Here is a 15,777-nt window from a genome sequence, read left to right on the forward strand (position 1 = left end):
TCGACTCCGTTCGGATGCCCATTTGATATGAAAGGTTCAACTGATTGCGACCATCCCGCAAAAGCCCAGTTCACAGGATCGCGATCAACGAGTTCAGACCCCTGGATCGATGCGATTCGGAGATCTCGTGTCGCACTCCGCAATCATTCGGCGATCGGTGATACCTGAACGCACACAGCGGAACCGGCGCTCAGACCGTCCGCCCGGTACACACCTACCAGTCGGTAACCAAAGCGTTGCCCATGGAGCGAAATTCGACCGAGCGGTCGCTTCCACCGCGTTGGGTGACGCGTCAACGCAACGGCCGATTCCCGCCAGCACAGGCGGCCGCCGCCGGGTTGACTGGTCATCACGACGTCGTAGCGCACATCAAAAGGCAAGTACCAGAAGGGAAACCGAATTCCATGGGACAACGATTCGCCGACCAGGTCGTCCTGATCACCGGAGCAACCTCGGGTGTGGGCGAGGCGGTGGCGCGGCGGGTGGCCGCCGAGGGTGCCGCGGTGGTCCTCGGAGCGCGCGGGAAAGAAGCGGGCGTACGGGTGGCCGAGCAGATCCGCGCCGACGGCGGACGCGCGCTCTTCGTGCCCACCGATGTCCGCAATGAGGAAGAGGTCGCCGCGCTGACGCGGGCCGCCGTCGACGAGTTCGGCCGTCTGGACGCCGCATTCAACAATGTCGGGGCCGTCACCGCGTACGGTCCGGTCGCCGAGATCGACGGCGACGCATGGCGCAACGAGCTCGAACTCAACTTGACCAGCGTCTTCTACGGTCTGCGCCATCAGGTTCCGGCGATCGCGGCCGCCGGCGGCGGTGCCATCCTGAACAATGCGTCCAACCTGGGCGTGGTGGGCATGGCCTCGGTGGCGCCGTACGTCGCGGCCAAGCACGGTGTCGTCGGCTTGTCGCGGGCGGTCGCGCTGGAAGCGGCCGATCAGGGCGTGCGGGTGAACGCGCTGGTCTCCGGCGCCGTCGATACCCCGGCCTTCCGCAACTCGATGGGCGCCACCCCGGAGGGCGAGGCCGCGATCGCGGCGATGCACCCGCTGGGCCGCATCAGCCGGCCGGAGGAGATCGCGTCGCTGTGCGCGTACCTGCTGAGCCCGGAGGCGAGCTTCGTCACCGGCGCGGCGCTCACCATCGACGGCGGTTTCACGGCCAAGTGATCAGCGGGCGCCTCGCACGCACCGGCCCCTCATCGGCCGATGCGTGCGATGCGGCCTCCGGGACTCAGGACGCGAAAGCACCGTGAGGCCCGGAACTCCGGGATGCCGGACAGACGATCGCGCCGCAGCACACAGCTGCGGCGCGATCGTCGATTATCAGCGTGGTTCGGTTCAGATCCGGTTGAGCAGACGGCGAACCGGTCCGGCCGGACGCAGTACCGCGCCACCGGGCCGCAGGTCGGGCTGCCTGCTGCGGACCAGCCGGTCGAATCCGGCCGCACCGCCCGAGGGTGCGCGCAGCCGCCCCGCGTTGAAATCGTCGGCCAGCTGCTGCACCGTCTGCTGGGCGCACGACTTGTTGGTGCCGATGAACCCGGTCGGACCGCGCTTGATCCAGCCGGTGACGTAGGTGCCCGACAGCACCGAACCACCCGGCTGATCGAGCACCCGGCCGTCCAGGTTCGGGATCACACCGGCCCGCTCGTCGAACGGCAGGCCGGGCAGCGGCACACCGCGGTAGCCCACCGAGGTGAGCACCAGCCCGGCGTCGAGCCGCTCGAGCTGATCGGTCGCCACCGCGCGGACCTTGCCGTCGGCGTCGGTGACCAGCTCGTTGCGGACCACCTCGATACCGCTGACCTGGTCCGGGCCGAGGATCTCGGTCGGCGAGGACAGGTAGCGGAACACGATCCGGCGACGCTGTCCGACCGGGCGGTTGCGCACCGAATGCAGCAGGCGCAGCTTCTGCTCGACCTGGTACGGCAGATCGCCGGTGATCTCGGGCAATTCGCCCTCGACGACGATGTCGACATCGGAACCGAGCAGGCCGACGAACTCCGGCACGGTGAACGCCGACTCCGCGGGACCGCGACGGCCCAGGATGACGACCTCTTCGATCCGGCTGTCGCGCAAGGCATCCAGGGCGGCCGGCGAGATGTCGGTGCCGACCAGCGATTCGGGGTCGATGGTCAGAATGCGTGCCACGTCGAGCGCCACATTGCCGTTACCGACGATCACCGCGCGGGTGCTCGACAGGTCGAAGCCGCGGCTCGCGTGATCGGGATGACCGTTGTACCAGGCGACGAAATCGGTGGCCGACACATTGCCCGCCAGGCCCTCGCCCGGAATCCCGAGCTTGCGGTCCGACGAGGCGCCGACGGCGTAGATCACCGCGTGGTGGTAGGCCAGCAGCTCCTCGTGCGAGATGTGCTTGCCCACCTCGACATTCAGGTACGAGCCGAAGCCGGGCTGGGCCGACATGACGTCGAAGAGCCTGCTGACCTGGCGGGTCTTGGCATGGTCGGGGGCAACGCCGTGGCGGGCCAGGCCGTAGGGCACCGGCAGCCGGTCGAACATCGTCACCGTGACGTCGGGCTGGGTGAGCAGCTCGTCGGCGGCGTACATGGCCGAGGGGCCGGAGCCGACGATGGCGACCCGCAGCGGTTCGCGTTCGGTGCGGATCTCCGGCGCGGGCACCGGCTGGGCCAGGATCGGGCGCGGGCGCGACTGCCGGTAGAACTGCGCGTTGATCTCGATGAAGGGCTTCTGCTCTTCGGTGAGCTTCTTCGACGAGGTGATCGCGTCCACCGGGCAGGCCGAGGCGCAGGCACCGCAGTCCACGCACGCCTGCGGGTCGACGTAGAGCATCTCCGCGCTCAGGAAGTCGGGCTCGTCGGGCGTGGGATGGATGCAGTTGACCGGGCAGGCGTAGACGCAGGAGGCGTCGCTACAGCAGGACTGCGTGACAACGTAGGGCACGGCTACCTCACGCAGCCTTGCCGACCACGCGCAGCGGCTCGGAACGGTAGCGGGTCGAGTGACCGTCGATACCGAGCAGCTTCCACACGCGCTTGGAGATCGGGTTCATCAGGCCGATCTCCTTGGCCAGCGAACGGACATCGGCGAAGTAGTCGCTGAAGACCTGCTTGGCTTCCTTGGAGCCGTAGAACAGTTCCTTGCGGACCGAGTCCGGGATGTCGAACTCGTCGAAGAAGCTGCGCGGCGGGGTGGCGATCGCGCGGCCGAGGATCCACATGATGATCGGCATCGCGATGGAGAGGACGAAGCGGTTGGCGGCGTTGCCCTCGGGCACGTGCTGCTTGAGGAATTCGTGCGCGAAGGAGATGTGGCGCGCTTCCTCGGCGACGTGGATGGCCATGACGCCACGCATGATCGGGTGCACGTCCTCGCCCGAGCGCAGGATGTCCTTCTGGATGTGGTCGATCGGCTCCTCGCCGGCGAGCACGGCCATGAAGAACAGGTTCGGGGTCAGCACGGCGACCGGGACGGCCAGGTGGCGCAGCTGGCGCACCAGCGGGCCCATGCCGGGCACGTCGATGCCGATGCGGTTGACCATCTCCTGGAACATCAGGGTGTGGTTGTGCTCCTCGATCATCTCGTGGGAGCAGTAGCGGAATTCCGGCGAGCCGTTGGGCAGGCCGAAGACGTGCTGCATCATGCCGCTGATGAGGATGGCCTCGAACTGGAGGCCGACCTTGGCGACGTTCGACTGGCGGTACTTGCCGACCGCGATCTTCTGCTCGTCCGAGAGGGCCAGGTACCACGGGTGGCGGCCGAGCGGATCGGCGGACTGGGGCAGGATCCAGCGCTCGGGCTTGGTGTCGGCGTCGAAGTCCGGGTTCTCCCAGTCGATGTCTTCGAAGGGATCGAAGTGCCGGTTCACCGAGCCCTCCGACAGCAGTAGCAGCTTCTGGGCGTACTCCTGGGCCTGCGCGACCACCGGGTCGGTGTCGGGTGTCGTGGTGGCTGCGGACATCGTCGTCACTGCCTCTCGGTCGGGAATACCTATTACTGTTCCCAATAGTTACATCAACCGAGAGTCACGTCAACATGGGCTGGTCCGGGCGGCGGGTCGTCCTCGGACGACGTCTCCGGATCGCCGCCCGGCCCAGCCGGGCCGTTACCCGACCCCGAGCTGGGACAGCGCCGCGAAAACCGCATCACCCGGCACGGCGAGCGTCAGCGCGACGGCACCCGTGCAGACCGCGGCCGCGGCCGCGACACGCGCACTCCTGCGGACACCTCGCCGGGAGAAGCCCCAGTGGCGCGATCCGGAGACCCGCGTCGCCGGCTCCGAGGACACGGCCGCCCGCCTGGCCATGATCGCGGCGCCGGTGGCGATGGTGCGCTCCGGATCCGGGGCGGTGACGATCGGGCGGGCCAGCTCTTCGCCCAGTACCCGGGTCACTTCGGCGGGGCGGGCGGCCCCACCGACCACCAGCACCCGGTCGACGTCGGCCATCGTCACATCGGCCAGCCGCAAGCACCGGTAGACCAGCTCCAGCGAATCGCGCACATGCTCGCCGCGCAGCTGCGCCGCACGGTCCTGCGCCGAGGATTCGCCCGGATGGCCGTGGACGGCCCGCGACGTCATCAACGCCCCGAACGCGCGCCCACCGAAATCCCGGGACCGCAGCGTGCCCCTCACCGGGTTGTCCGGGCATCCGGCCCCGACCCGCACCAGCGTCACATCCAGGCTCGCGCCACCCAGGTCGTAGACCAGGGCCAGCCCGGGCATGAGCGGACCGTGTTCGGCCTCCAGCCAGGCGGCGGCGGCGACCGGTTCGGCGACCAGCGCCACCTGCTCCAGGCCCGCGGCGTCGAGTGCGGTGCGTAGCGCGCCCACCTGTTCGTCGCTGTAGCCCACCGGGTGGGTCAGCGTGATGCCGGCGGGGTCGTCGTGCAGGTCGTCGCGGGCGGCCGCGATCAGGCAGTCGGCGACGACCGCCACCAGATCCGCCGGGGTCAGTGTGCGATTGCCGATCCGGGCCGCGGTCGCGCCGCGCTGGGTCAGATCCGCGAATTCGGTGACCACCCGGCCGTGCCGGGGAATGATGCCGAGCCGGGCCGTGCCGGTGCTGTCGAAGGCGAGGGTGGTGCGGTGGGTGAGGGCTGGTGGCCGGGTCGCGCGGCGGCGGCGCCCAGGCGGCGCCTTCACCGAATCATCTTGTGCGACTGCCGAAACCGTGTTCACCGTGCCGATGCTCAATCCGAGACCAAACGCCATCGAAATCCACCTGATCGCCGAGCGGACATGCTTCGAACGCCCATCAGGCAATCATTCCGCGATCGGCCTGCCAACCACCGGACATCAGGTTGTCCGCCATCGCCTCTCCCCCGCAGCGGCGAATCCGCCCACCTGCGAGGCTCTCACCAGCTACGTCGCGAAAACCGAGCGGACACGCCGACGCTCGACCGGAGGCGTACCGGACACGCCGGATGACCTGATCCGGTTTGCCGAACGGACACTGCCCGCGGCCGTGTCGAACGCCGAGATGCGGTCAGCTGGTGGGCAATTCCGGGATCCGGGTGGCCCGCGCGTAGACGGTCTCGCCCTCGGACAACCGCAGCGCCTCGGCGTCACCGCGGGTCACCTGCGCCGCGAACAGATCGCCGGTGGCGGCATTGCGCATCTCCACCCGCACCTCGAACCCGAGGTGCACCACCCGTTCGACGGTGGCGCGGGTGACCCCGGCCGATTCCGCGGTGCCCTCGTGCTCGGCCAGCGCCATGCTGGGATCGCGGCCGACGCGAATGTCGTGCGGGCGCACCAGATGACCGTTGAGCCGGGCCACCGCGCCGAGGAAGGACATGACGAACTCGTTGGCGGGCCGGTCGTAGACGTCCTCGGGGGTGCCGACCTGCTCGATGCGTCCGGCGTTCATCACCGCGATCCGGTCGGCCACGTCCAGGGCCTCTTCCTGATCGTGGGTGACGAGCACCGTGGTCACGTGCACCTCGTCGTGCAGCCTGCGCAGCCAGGTGCGCAGATCGGCGCGCACCTTGGCGTCGAGCGCGCCGAACGGCTCGTCCAGCAGTAGCACCTGCGGATCGACGGCCAGCGCCCGCGCCAATGCCATGCGCTGACGCTGACCGCCCGACAGCTGCGCCGGATAACGGTGCTGGAAACCGTCGAGACCGACGATGCCGAGCAGCTCGTCGACCCGCTTGTTGATCTCGGCCTTGGGCCGCTTGCGGATCTTGAGCCCGAAGGCCACGTTGTCGCGCACCGTCATGTGCTTGAACGCCGCGTAGTGCTGGAAGACGAAGCCGATATCGCGCTTCTGCGGCGGCACCCGGGTGACGTCGCGATCGGAGATGACCACCACGCCCGAGTCCAGCTGCTCCAGGCCGGCGATCGAGCGCAGCAGCGTCGACTTGCCGGAGCCGGACGGCCCGAGCAGCGCGGTCAGCTCACCGGAGGGGATGTCGATGCTGACGTCGTCCAGCGCGGCGAACGTTCCGTAGTTCTTGCGCGCGTTGGTCACGGTAATCATTGGTTGCCTCCGGCAGTCGACATCGGTGCCCTGCGTCCGGCTGTGCCGATCATTTGTTGCCCCGCTTGCGTTCGAGCAGGGTCATCAGCAGCAGGGTGACCAGGGCAATGCCCATGAGCAAGGTGGCGGCGCTGTAGGCGCCGAAGGTGTTGTGGTCGTCCATGTACCTGGCGTGCACCAGCAACGTCAGCGTCTGGGAGACGCCGGCGAAACCGGAGGACACCATGATCACCGCGCCGAACTCACCGAGCGAGCGGGCCACGGTGAGCACGACGCCGTAGGTCAGGCCCCAGCGGATCGCGGGCAGGGTGATCCGCCAGAACGTCTGCCAGCGGGAGGCGCCGAGGGTCGCCGCGGCCTGCTCCTGATCGTCGCCGATCTCGTGCAGCACCGGCTCGACCTCGCGCACCACGAACGGCAGCGTGACGAAGATCGTCGCGATGACCATGCCGGGCAGCCCGAAGATCACCCGGAATCCGGCCGAATCGAGGCCGCCGAACCAGCCGCCCGCGCCCCACAGCATGATCAGTGCGACACCGACCACCACCGGAGACACCGCGAACGGTAGGTCGACGATGCCCTGCACCAGGCTGCGGCCGGGGAACCGCCCCCGCACCAGCGCGAGCGCGGTGATGATGCCGAAGACGACGTTCACCGGGACCACGATCGCCACGATGATCATCGACAGGTTGAACGCCGAGATGGCGGCCGGCGTGCTGATGGAATCGAGGAACGCGCCGATGCCGTCGCCGAAGGTGCGGTACAGGATCACCCCGAGCGGCAGCACGAGCAAGACGAACAGATACCCGAGCGCGACCACACGCAGCGAAAGCCGGACCGGAGTCGAGAGCTTCATCGCGCCTCTTGCTCCTTCCTGGCCGAACGCTCGGCGAACAGCCGCAGCACCAGCAGCGAGACGAACGCGATGGCCAGCAGCGCCACCGAGACCGCGGCGGCCGCGACCGGCCGGTCGATCTCGATCTGCTGCTGGATGTACTGCGAGGCCATCTGGGTCTCGCGCGGGATATTGCCGCCGATCAGCACCACCGAACCGTATTCGCCGATGGCGCGGGCGAAGGCGAGACCGCCACCGCTGATGATCGCCGGGGTCAGGGTGGGCAGCACGATCTGCCGGAAGGTGGTCCAGTTGTCCGCGCCCAGCGACAGCGCGGCCTGCTCCACTTCCTTGTCCACCTCGATCAGCACCGGCTGCACCGAGCGCACCACGAAGGGCAGTGTGACGAAGGCCAGCGCCACCACCAGGCCCGGCTGGGTGGCATTGAGGTGGATGTTGATCGGGCTCTCCGGCCCGTACAGCGACAGCAGCACGATGCTGGCCACGATGGTCGGCAGCGCGAACGGCAGGTCGATCAGCGCGTTGACGATGCCCTTACCGGGGAAATCGTCGCGCACCAGCACCCAGGCGATCAGGGTGCCCATCACCACGTTGATCAGCGCGACGATCACCGAGACGAACACGGTGACCCGCAGCGAGGCCAGCGCGACCGGCGAGGTGACCGCATCCCAGAACCCGGCCCAGCCCTCGTCGAAGGCGCTGACGGTGAGCGCGGCCAGCGGCAGCAGCACGATGATGCTGAGCCACAGCACCGCCGTGGCGATGCCGAGCGGGCCCACCGAGCCCGTCACCCGCAGCCACGACCAGTTCGGTCCCCGCGAGCCCGCGGCGGCGGGTTTGCTCAGCTCTGTGGTGGCGCCGGAACCGGGCGCGGGTTCGGTTCCGGCGCTGTTACTACTGTCTGTCACGGTGTCGAGTATCGCGTGTGTGCCGGATCACCCGTCTACTTGGTGGCGTTGTCGTAGATGATGGCGATCTTGCCGGTGCCCTGCGCGAACAGGTCGGCGTCGACCGTTTTCCAGCCACCGAGGTCGGCGATCGTGTACAGCTTCTCCGGTTGCGGGAAGTCGGCGGCGAATTCGGCCGCGACACCCGGATCGACGGGACGGAAACCGGCCTGCGCCCAGGCCCGCTGGCCCTCGGGGGTGAACAGGAAGTCGCGGAAGGCGGTGGCCTTCTCCTTGTTCTTGCTGTTGTTCAGCACGGCGACCGGGTTCTCGATCTTGAACGTGTCGGCGGGGACGATGTGCTCGACCGGGTCGCCGTTGCGTTCGATGAAGATGGCCTCGTTCTCGTAGCTCAGCAGCACGTCGCCGGTGCCTTGGAGGAAGGTTTCGGTGGCGTCGCGGCCGGATTTGGGCTGCACCCGCATGTGCTCGGGCGAGATCAGCTTCGACAGGTAGTCCAGGCCGGCCTGCGGGTTCTTACCGCCCTCGCTCTTGGCCGCGTACGGCGCCAGCAGGTTCCACTTGGCCGAACCGGAGCTGAACGGATTCGGGGTCACCACCTCGATGCCGGGCTTCAGCAGGTCGTCCCAGGTCTTGATGCCCTTCGGGTTGCCCTCACGGACCACGATCGAGACCACCGAGCCGAACGGAATGCCCTTGGTGGCGTCGGCATTCCAGTTCTCGTCGACCAGTCCGGCGTCCACCAGACGGGTGACGTCGGGCTCGACGGAGAAGTTCACCACATCGGCCTGAGCGCCGTCCTTGACCTTGCGGGACTGGTCGCCGGAGGCCCCGTAGGACTGCTGGACCGCCACACCCTTGCCGGCCTCGGTCGCGTTGAACGCCGGGATCACCTTGTCGAAGCCGGGCTTGGGCACCGCGTAGGCGTACAGGTTGATGGTGCCGCCGCTGCCGTCGGCGACCTGGCCGTCGACCGAATCGCTGGCGCCGCCGCTGCACGCGCTGAGCGCGAACGCCGCGATCGCGGTGAGGGCGATGGCGGCGCGGCGTCGGCGTGCGGTGAGCCGGCTGGTGCGTGACATGGGTTGGACCTTTCTCGGGGCCGCCATGAACTCGAGGGTGAATGGCGGAGACACATCGGGATCGATAAGACCTGCCGGGCTACGGCAGTGGCGCGACTTGCCGGCCGGAGGGGCCGCTGGGTTCGGGCATTGCTGCGAAAAAGGTGCGCACCAGTCTAGGAGGAGACGCGCAGAACTGCCCGGATCCGATCACCGACAGTGAATATCCGCGACGACGAGGCAGCCGACCGCGATCAACGCCAATTCATGGCGGACCTGCGGAACAACACTCGTCGACACCCGGCAGACTGTAGCAGAGCACTCGAGCCGATTCGAATCGACGAATCCCAGATCGACGGGGGGAACCACCATGACCACCAGCCCGGACCGCCTGCGCACCCGGCTGCCCGAAATCAGCACGCGCGCCTGGGAACACCCGGCCGATCGCACCGCGCTGGTGGCGTTGCGGTCACTCGGCGGGTTCGATCTGGTGCTGCGCACCCTGTCCGGGCTGCTGCGCGAACGCCAGTACCGGCTGATGTATCTGGCGACCGCGGTCCGCGTCGACGAACGCCAGTTCCGTTCCCTGCACCTGCTGCGCCAGGATTGTGTCGAGATCCTCGATGCCGCCACCACGCCGGAGTTGTTCGTGGTGCAGAGCCCGGAGGTGAATGCCTTCACCATCGGGATGGACAAGCCGTTCATCGTGCTGACCACCGGTCTGGTCGATCTGCTCGACCACGAGGAGATGCGTTTCACGATCGGTCATGAGCTCGGCCACGCGTTGTCCGGGCATGCGGTCTACCGCACGATGCTGATGCATCTGCTGCGGATGGCCGATGGCATGGGCTGGATGCCGATCGGCGGCTGGGCCCTGCGCGCCATCGTCGCGGCGCTGATGGAATGGAGCCGCAAATCCGAGCTCTCCGGCGATCGCGCCGGGCTGCTGTGCGGCCAGGATGTCGAGGCCTCGGTGCGGGTGCACATGAAACTGGCCGGCGGTGCGCGGGTCGGTGAGATGAATCTCGGTGCGTTCCTGGCCCAGGCCGAGGACTACGAGCGTTCCGGTGACCTGCGCGACGGGGTGCTCAAACTGCTGAACCTGGAGTTGCAGAGCCATCCGTTCTCGGTGCTGCGCGCGGCCGAGCTGCGGCGCTGGATCCAGAGCGGCGACTACGAGCGCATCCTCGGCGGTGACTATCCGCGCCGGGCGCACGACAAGAACGCCAAGATCAGCGAGGAGATCAAGCAGGCGGCGCGCAGCTACCGCGAGACTTTCGATCAGTCCGAGGATCCGTTGATCCGCACAGTGCGCGGCATGGGACGCGGCATGGGCGCGGCCGTCGAAACCGTCGGCCAGGAGGTCGGCGGGGCGGTGGCCGATCTGGGCAAACGATTCACCGAGTGGCGGCGCGGTGCGGACTCGGTCAGCGAGTGAAGAACCAGGCCACCAGCACCAGCACCAGCAGGGCGACCAGGGCCAGCTGAACACGTGAGCGTGGCATCAGCGGGCTCCGCTCTGCGCGTGCTCGCGGGTCTCGACCAGTGGTTCCACCGGGGCTGCCTGTGCCAGCCGGGCCGAACGGTAGCGGCCTGCCCGGACCCGATGCTGGGCCAGGGCGACCCGGTGCTGGACGAGCTTCAGCGCACGGTCGAGCAGGTAGGCGATGGCGAAGCTGATCGGCACCATGCCCACCAGCACCACCAGGAACTGCGGGATGAACGGAAGTCCCGCCACCCACAGTTCGAAGCCGTCCCACCATCCCGCTATGCGATCCACGATCACCAGCCTAATCGACGCCCGGCAGCGGCCTCCGTCCTCGCCACGCGCCGAGCATTGACCTCAACTAAAGTTGAGAGTGCAAGCTGGAGCACATGACACGAGCAGCGGAATTCTGGAACACCGTCTACGACAACGACACCGCGCCCTGGGTGATCGGCGAACCGCAGCCGGCGATCGTCGAATTGGAGCGCACCGGGGCAATCCGGGGCCGGGTGCTCGATCCCGGCAGCGGCGCCGGCGAGCACACGATTCTGCTGACCAGGCTCGGCTATGACGTGCTCGGCGTCGACCTGTCGCCGAGCGCGGTCGATTACGCCCGCCGAAACGCCGCCGCCAAGGGTGTGCCGAACGCGCGGTTCGAGGTGGCCGACGTGCTGGCCATCGCCGATCACCGGCCGGAGGATTTCGGCCCCTTCGACACCATCGTCGACAGCGCGCTGTTCCACGTCTTCGGCGAGGACCCCGAGGCCAGGGCCACCTACGTGCGCGGCTTGCACGCGATCTGCGCACCGGGCGGGCTGGTGCACATCCTGGCGCTCTCCGATGCCGAACCCGGGATCGGCCCGCGGATCAGCGAGTCGATCATCCGGGACTCGTTCACCGACGGCTGGGAGCTCGCGGACCTGCGTCCGGCCAGGTACCGCGGCCGCAATACCGAGGTCGTCGCCGAGGAGGTCGCGCGGCTCGGGCTGCCGCAGGAGGGTCCGATCGATACCGCCGCCTGGCTGGCGCGTATCCGCCGGGTCTGAGCGCCGACCGCGCCGGTGGCCGGTATGGGCCACAGCCACCGGCGCGGTGCGGTGGACGCACCCCGGCGAGGACGCGATCATGAGGTATGGCGATCTCCGAGGAGCAGGTCCAGCAGACGGCGCGTTCGCTCATCGAATCCCGGCGTCGCTCGAACTTTCCGCCGATCGACGACTACGCCTTCCTGTCCGACTGCGAAACGACCTGCCTGATCGCCAGTAATGGCTCGGTCGAGTGGATGTGTGTGCCGCGCCCGGATTCGCCGAGTGTGTTCGGCGCGATGCTCGATCGCAACGCAGGCCATTTCCGGATCGGCCCCTACGGGCGCAATGTGCCGGCGGCCCGGCGCTATCTTCCGGGCGGCATCATCCTGGAAACCACCTGGCAGACCGCGACCGGCTGGCTGATCGTGCGCGACGCGCTGGTACTCGGGCCGTGGCACAACAACTTTCAGCGCAGCAAGACCCACCGGCGCACGCCGATGGACTGGGACGCCGAACACATGCTGCTGCGCACGGTGAAATGTGTCAGCGGCACGGTCGAGCTGGAGATGAGCTGTGAGCCCTCCTTCGACTACCACCGGGAGGCCGCGCACTGGGAGTACACCGGCAAAGTGTACGAGGAGGCCACCGCGCAATGCGCCGCCGACCCGAGCGCGGGCCCGACGCTGGTACTCACCACCGATCTGCGCCTCGGCATCGAGGGCCGGGAGGCGCGCGCCCGCACGAGGATGGAAGAAGGCGACCAGGTCTATGTCGCCTTGACGTGGTCGGAACTACCGGCCCCGCAGACCTTCGCCGAGGCGGCGCAGAAGATGTGGACCACCACCGAATGCTGGCGGCAGTGGATCACGCTCGGCAAATTCCCCGACCATCCCTGGCGCAGCTACCTGCAACGCAGCGCGCTCACCCTCAAGGGCCTGACCTACGCCCCCACCGGCGCGCTGATGGCAGCGCCCACCACCTCGCTGCCGGAAACGCCGGGCGGGGAACGCAATTGGGACTACCGCTACAGCTGGGTGCGGGACTCCACCTTCGCCCTGTGGGGCCTGTACACCCTCGGGCTCGACCGCGAGGCCGACGACTTCTTCGCCTTCCTCAACGACGCGACCACCGGCCCCGACGGTGAACCTGTTCCGTTGCAGGTGCTCTACGGGATCGACGGCGAACGCACCCTCACCGAGACCACCCTCGACCATCTCTCGGGGTACGACTCGGCCCGGCCGGTGCGCATCGGCAACGGCGCCTACAACCAGGATCAGCACGATATCTGGGGCACCATGCTCGATTCGGTGTACTTGCACGTCAAATCGCGCCAGCATGTGCCGGAGACGTTGTGGCCGCTGCTGGAACGTCAGGTGGGTGCGGCGATCCGGCACTGGCGCGAACCCGACCGCGGCATCTGGGAGGTGCGCGGCGAGCCGCAGCACTTCACCTCGTCGAAGATCATGTGCTGGGTGGCGCTGGACCGCGGCGCGAAACTGGCCGAACTGCACGGCGAGCTGGAGATCGCGGCCCGCTGGTATGACATCGCCGAGGAGATCAAAGACGACGTCCTCACCCACGGCGTCGACGCCGACGGCGTGCTCACCCAGACCTATGGCGGCAGCACCCTCGACGCGTCCCTGCTGCTGGCTGTGCTCACCCGATTCCTGCCACCCGACGATCACCGCATCCGCGCCACCGTGCTCGCCATCGCCGACCGGCTCACCGAGAACGGTCTGGTGCTGCGCTACCGCACCGAGACCACCGACGACGGGCTGTCCGGCAATGAGGGCACCTTCACCATCTGCTCGTTCTGGCTGGTGTCGGCGCTGGTGGAGATCGGTGAACTGCCGCGGGCCCGGCAGCTGTGCGAACGACTGCTCGGATACGCCAGCCCGTTGCGGCTCTACGCCGAGGAGATCGAACCGCACAGCGGCCGCCATCTCGGCAATTTCCCGCAGGCGTTCACCCATCTGGCGCTGATCAACGCGGTCACCCACATCATCCGGGCCGAGGAGGCGAGCGAGGCCGGGCGGTTCGTGCCGGCACACACGCCCACTACCCAGCACGGGTGAGCGGGCGCCGGCTTTCAGCGGGACCGGTAGTCGCCCGAGCCGGACGCTTCTGGTGTGCGCCCGACCGGCTCAGGTGCTGACCAGGGCGTCGGCGCGTTCACGCACCGAGCGCAATGTCGCCATATCGGCGTCGATCCGGTCCAGCCGTTCGCGCCCGCCCTCGCCGTATTTGGCCCCCGCCTCCTCGGCGACCCGCAAGGCTTCGTCGGCGCTGCGCAGCACGTCGGTGGCGATCTCGGTGAAGTGATCGCGCAGTGCGCGCTGGGTGGCGCGCAGGCGATTGCGGGATTCCTTGCTCACCTGGAACACGACATCGTCCATCAGCCGGGCCACCGCCACCTTGGCCTCGGCCTGACGCCGCTGCTTGCGGGCCCGCCGGTCGTCCCAGAGCGCGTTGATACCCAGCAGCACACCGGCACCGGCCGAATACCAGTTCACCAGCGACATGCCGAGCAGGCTGGTGGCGAGACCGACCATCAGAATGCCGCCGTAGGAACCGCGCAGCGCCGAAAGGAACTGCTGGGTGACGCTGGTCTTGGCACTTTCCAGCGGCTCCAGCGGCGCCACCTGCTCGAGCACCTCGCCCGGCGTCTCCAACCGCACCTCCGGCAGCTGCGGCGCGCGGTGATCGGCCGGGAATTTCGCCGCCACCTGCTCCGACAGCTCCACCGAACGGTAGTGCGCCATCACGAAGTTCTCCTCGACCGCCTCGCAGATGCGGGCATCGAGGTCGGCGCCGAATTCGCTCCAGCGCCGCGCCGGATCGGTCTGGGCGATCTCGGCCTCGGCGTCGCGGACCAGGCTGCGCAGGCGGTGCCGCAGATCGTGTTCGATATCGGCCATCAGCTCGGTACTGCCGTCGGCGAGGGTGACCTGCCAGTTGGCGGTGCGTTGCCGCAGCTGATCGGCCTCGTCGCGGGCGGCGGCCAGTTGCGCGGTGATCTCCGAACGCCGGCGCGGATCACGCAGCGTTTCCGCCTCGGTGCGCAGCGAGGCGGCCAGATGGTCGCAGACCAGGCGGATATCGCCCGCCGCCGCTTCGATGGCCACCTCATCGGCGCGGTTGACGATGAAATCGCGCAGGTGATCGACCAGCTGCGGCAACCCGGATTCGATATCGCGCTGATAGTTGCCGACGAGCCCGGCCTGCCGGTGCATCTCCGCCGATACCGGCGCGACCGCGAAACCGAGGCCCGCGGCGTCGAGCAGATCACGATTGCGCTGCTGGGTGTGTGCCCAATGCGGATGCACGTCGATCTTGTTGAGCACGCAGACCACGGTCGGGCAGATCTGCTGGATGCGCTGCAAATGGCTGATCTGTTCGGGCGTCAGCTCGGCGGCGGCGTCACCGACGTAGAGCACCGCGTCGGCGGCGGCGATCATCGACCAGGTGGTGTTGTCCTCGCGGGCCGCACCCGGCGCGTCCATCAGCACCACGCCCTCGGCCAGCAGCGGGCTGGGCTGGGTGAACTCGGCCCGGATGACGCCCTTGGCATTGAGCGCGGGCGCCGGATCGAGCGGGTCGACCGGCTGACGTTCGATCCGGCCGCCACCCAGCGACCGCACCAGCGTGGCGGTCGGCTCCGGGCCGTGCTCGATGATGACGGGAACGCTGATCGGACTGTCGGTGGCGCTGATCTTCGCCCCGACCAGGGCGTTGACCAGGCTGCTCATCCCGCTCTTCGGGTCACCGACCACCACGAGCCGCACCCGTGGATCGCTCACCCTGCCCCGGACCATGCTCAGCCGGCCGCCGAGATCGTCGCGGCCGGCGGACCGGGTCAGCTCCCGCAGTTCGTCGATGATCCGGATGAGCGGGGCCATGGCGTCCGGATGTTTCACGGTCGCGGCCTCGAGTCCGGCTGCGGCAGACAACCCTGCTCCTTACTATCGTCGCTGT

At 68.3% G+C, this 15,777-nt stretch carries 14 protein-coding genes; 4 read left to right on the forward strand and 10 right to left on the reverse strand.

Going from position 1 to position 15,777, the window contains the following annotated elements:
* The first annotated feature begins 404 nt into the window (after nucleotides 1–404).
* Entirely contained in the window at nucleotides 405–1,166 is a 762-nt protein-coding gene (locus tag FEK34_RS24540) for an SDR family NAD(P)-dependent oxidoreductase (RefSeq protein WP_138451473.1), read from the forward strand.
* Nucleotides 1,167–1,337: 171 nt separating this feature from the next.
* Here the strand turns inward: FEK34_RS24540 and FEK34_RS24545 are convergent, their stop codons facing one another.
* The 8 genes from FEK34_RS24545 to FEK34_RS31415 all read right to left on the reverse strand — a co-directional run bounded on the left by FEK34_RS24545 (nucleotide 1,338) and on the right by FEK34_RS31415 (nucleotide 9,660).
* A complete protein-coding gene (locus tag FEK34_RS24545; RefSeq protein WP_138451475.1) occupies nucleotides 1,338–2,924 on the reverse strand; it encodes an FAD-dependent oxidoreductase in 1,587 nt (528 codons plus the stop codon).
* A gap of 7 nt (nucleotides 2,925–2,931) precedes the next feature.
* Nucleotides 2,932–3,942, reverse strand: coding sequence for an AurF N-oxygenase family protein (locus FEK34_RS24550; RefSeq protein WP_138451477.1), 1,011 nt, complete (start codon nucleotides 3,940–3,942; stop codon nucleotides 2,932–2,934).
* A 144-nt stretch (nucleotides 3,943–4,086) separates the two neighbouring features.
* Nucleotides 4,087–5,193, reverse strand: coding sequence for an Hsp70 family protein (locus FEK34_RS24555; RefSeq protein WP_249359574.1), 1,107 nt, complete (start codon nucleotides 5,191–5,193; stop codon nucleotides 4,087–4,089).
* Between the two features lie 274 nt (nucleotides 5,194–5,467).
* Nucleotides 5,468–6,463: a sulfate/molybdate ABC transporter ATP-binding protein gene (locus FEK34_RS24560; protein WP_138451479.1), complete on the reverse strand. Its 996-nt coding sequence runs from the start codon at nucleotides 6,461–6,463 to the stop codon at nucleotides 5,468–5,470.
* Nucleotides 6,464–6,512: 49 nt separating this feature from the next.
* Nucleotides 6,513–7,319 (reverse strand): sulfate ABC transporter permease subunit CysW, encoded by an 807-nt coding sequence (gene cysW, locus FEK34_RS24565; RefSeq protein WP_138451481.1) that lies wholly within the window; start codon nucleotides 7,317–7,319, stop codon nucleotides 6,513–6,515.
* Complete coding sequence (cysT, locus tag FEK34_RS24570; RefSeq protein WP_249359604.1) at nucleotides 7,316–8,164, reverse strand: sulfate ABC transporter permease subunit CysT; 849 nt, start codon at nucleotides 8,162–8,164, stop codon at nucleotides 7,316–7,318. Before cysT ends, cysW begins: the two co-directional genes overlap by 4 nt.
* Nucleotides 8,165–8,262: 98 nt before the next feature.
* Nucleotides 8,263–9,309 (reverse strand): sulfate ABC transporter substrate-binding protein, encoded by a 1,047-nt coding sequence (locus FEK34_RS24575; protein WP_138451484.1) that lies wholly within the window; start codon nucleotides 9,307–9,309, stop codon nucleotides 8,263–8,265.
* A 189-nt stretch (nucleotides 9,310–9,498) separates the two neighbouring features.
* Nucleotides 9,499–9,660 carry an Ms4533A family Cys-rich leader peptide gene (locus FEK34_RS31415; protein ID WP_368857039.1) on the reverse strand — a complete coding sequence of 54 codons (162 nt, stop codon included), beginning with the start codon at nucleotides 9,658–9,660 and terminating at the stop codon, nucleotides 9,499–9,501.
* Between FEK34_RS31415 and FEK34_RS24580 the strand changes: the two genes are divergently transcribed.
* Nucleotides 9,659–10,726, forward strand: coding sequence for a M48 family metallopeptidase (locus FEK34_RS24580; protein WP_138451486.1), 1,068 nt, complete (start codon nucleotides 9,659–9,661; stop codon nucleotides 10,724–10,726). The genes FEK34_RS31415 and FEK34_RS24580 overlap by 2 nt on opposite strands.
* A gap of 66 nt (nucleotides 10,727–10,792) precedes the next feature.
* Here FEK34_RS24580 and FEK34_RS24585 read toward each other — a convergent pair whose 3' ends face one another.
* Nucleotides 10,793–11,068 (reverse strand): hypothetical protein, encoded by a 276-nt coding sequence (locus tag FEK34_RS24585; protein ID WP_138451487.1) that lies wholly within the window; start codon nucleotides 11,066–11,068, stop codon nucleotides 10,793–10,795.
* A 95-nt stretch (nucleotides 11,069–11,163) separates the two neighbouring features.
* On the opposite strand from FEK34_RS24585, the gene FEK34_RS24590 reads away from it, so the two are divergent.
* Both FEK34_RS24590 and FEK34_RS24595 read left to right on the forward strand, forming a co-directional pair.
* Nucleotides 11,164–11,820 (forward strand): class I SAM-dependent methyltransferase, encoded by a 657-nt coding sequence (locus FEK34_RS24590; protein ID WP_138451489.1) that lies wholly within the window; start codon nucleotides 11,164–11,166, stop codon nucleotides 11,818–11,820.
* 86 nt (nucleotides 11,821–11,906) lie between these two features.
* Nucleotides 11,907–13,877 carry a glycoside hydrolase family 15 protein gene (locus FEK34_RS24595; RefSeq protein WP_138451491.1) on the forward strand — a complete coding sequence of 657 codons (1,971 nt, stop codon included), beginning with the start codon at nucleotides 11,907–11,909 and terminating at the stop codon, nucleotides 13,875–13,877.
* A 69-nt stretch (nucleotides 13,878–13,946) separates the two neighbouring features.
* On the opposite strand, the gene FEK34_RS24600 is transcribed toward FEK34_RS24595, so the two are convergent.
* A complete protein-coding gene (locus FEK34_RS24600) occupies nucleotides 13,947–15,752 on the reverse strand; it encodes a dynamin family protein (protein WP_138451493.1) in 1,806 nt (601 codons plus the stop codon).
* Between the last annotated feature and the right edge of the window lie 25 nt (nucleotides 15,753–15,777).

Origin of the sequence: Nocardia cyriacigeorgica, assembly GCF_005863245.1 — a bacterium.
In the GTDB taxonomy this organism is placed as follows: Bacteria; Actinomycetota; Actinomycetes; order Mycobacteriales; family Mycobacteriaceae; genus Nocardia; species Nocardia cyriacigeorgica_C.

What these genes read in the sequence shown, in the direction of transcription:
- FEK34_RS24540 (WP_138451473.1), top strand. Translation starts at nt 405, where the DNA reads ATGGGACAACGATTCGCCGACCAGGTCGTCCTGATCACCGGAGCAACC.
- FEK34_RS24550 (WP_138451477.1), bottom strand. Translation starts at nt 3,942, where the DNA reads ATGTCCGCAGCCACCACGACACCCGACACCGACCCGGTGGTCGCGCAG.
- FEK34_RS24555 (WP_249359574.1), bottom strand. Translation starts at nt 5,193, where the DNA reads ATGGCGTTTGGTCTCGGATTGAGCATCGGCACGGTGAACACGGTTTCG.
- FEK34_RS24560 (WP_138451479.1), bottom strand. Translation starts at nt 6,463, where the DNA reads ATGATTACCGTGACCAACGCGCGCAAGAACTACGGAACGTTCGCCGCG.
- cysW (WP_138451481.1), bottom strand. Translation starts at nt 7,319, where the DNA reads ATGAAGCTCTCGACTCCGGTCCGGCTTTCGCTGCGTGTGGTCGCGCTC.
- FEK34_RS24575 (WP_138451484.1), bottom strand. Translation starts at nt 9,309, where the DNA reads ATGTCACGCACCAGCCGGCTCACCGCACGCCGACGCCGCGCCGCCATC.
- FEK34_RS24580 (WP_138451486.1), top strand. Translation starts at nt 9,659, where the DNA reads ATGACCACCAGCCCGGACCGCCTGCGCACCCGGCTGCCCGAAATCAGC.
- FEK34_RS31415 (WP_368857039.1), bottom strand. Translation starts at nt 9,660, where the DNA reads ATGGTGGTTCCCCCCGTCGATCTGGGATTCGTCGATTCGAATCGGCTC.
- FEK34_RS24590 (WP_138451489.1), top strand. Translation starts at nt 11,164, where the DNA reads ATGACACGAGCAGCGGAATTCTGGAACACCGTCTACGACAACGACACC.
- FEK34_RS24595 (WP_138451491.1), top strand. Translation starts at nt 11,907, where the DNA reads ATGGCGATCTCCGAGGAGCAGGTCCAGCAGACGGCGCGTTCGCTCATC.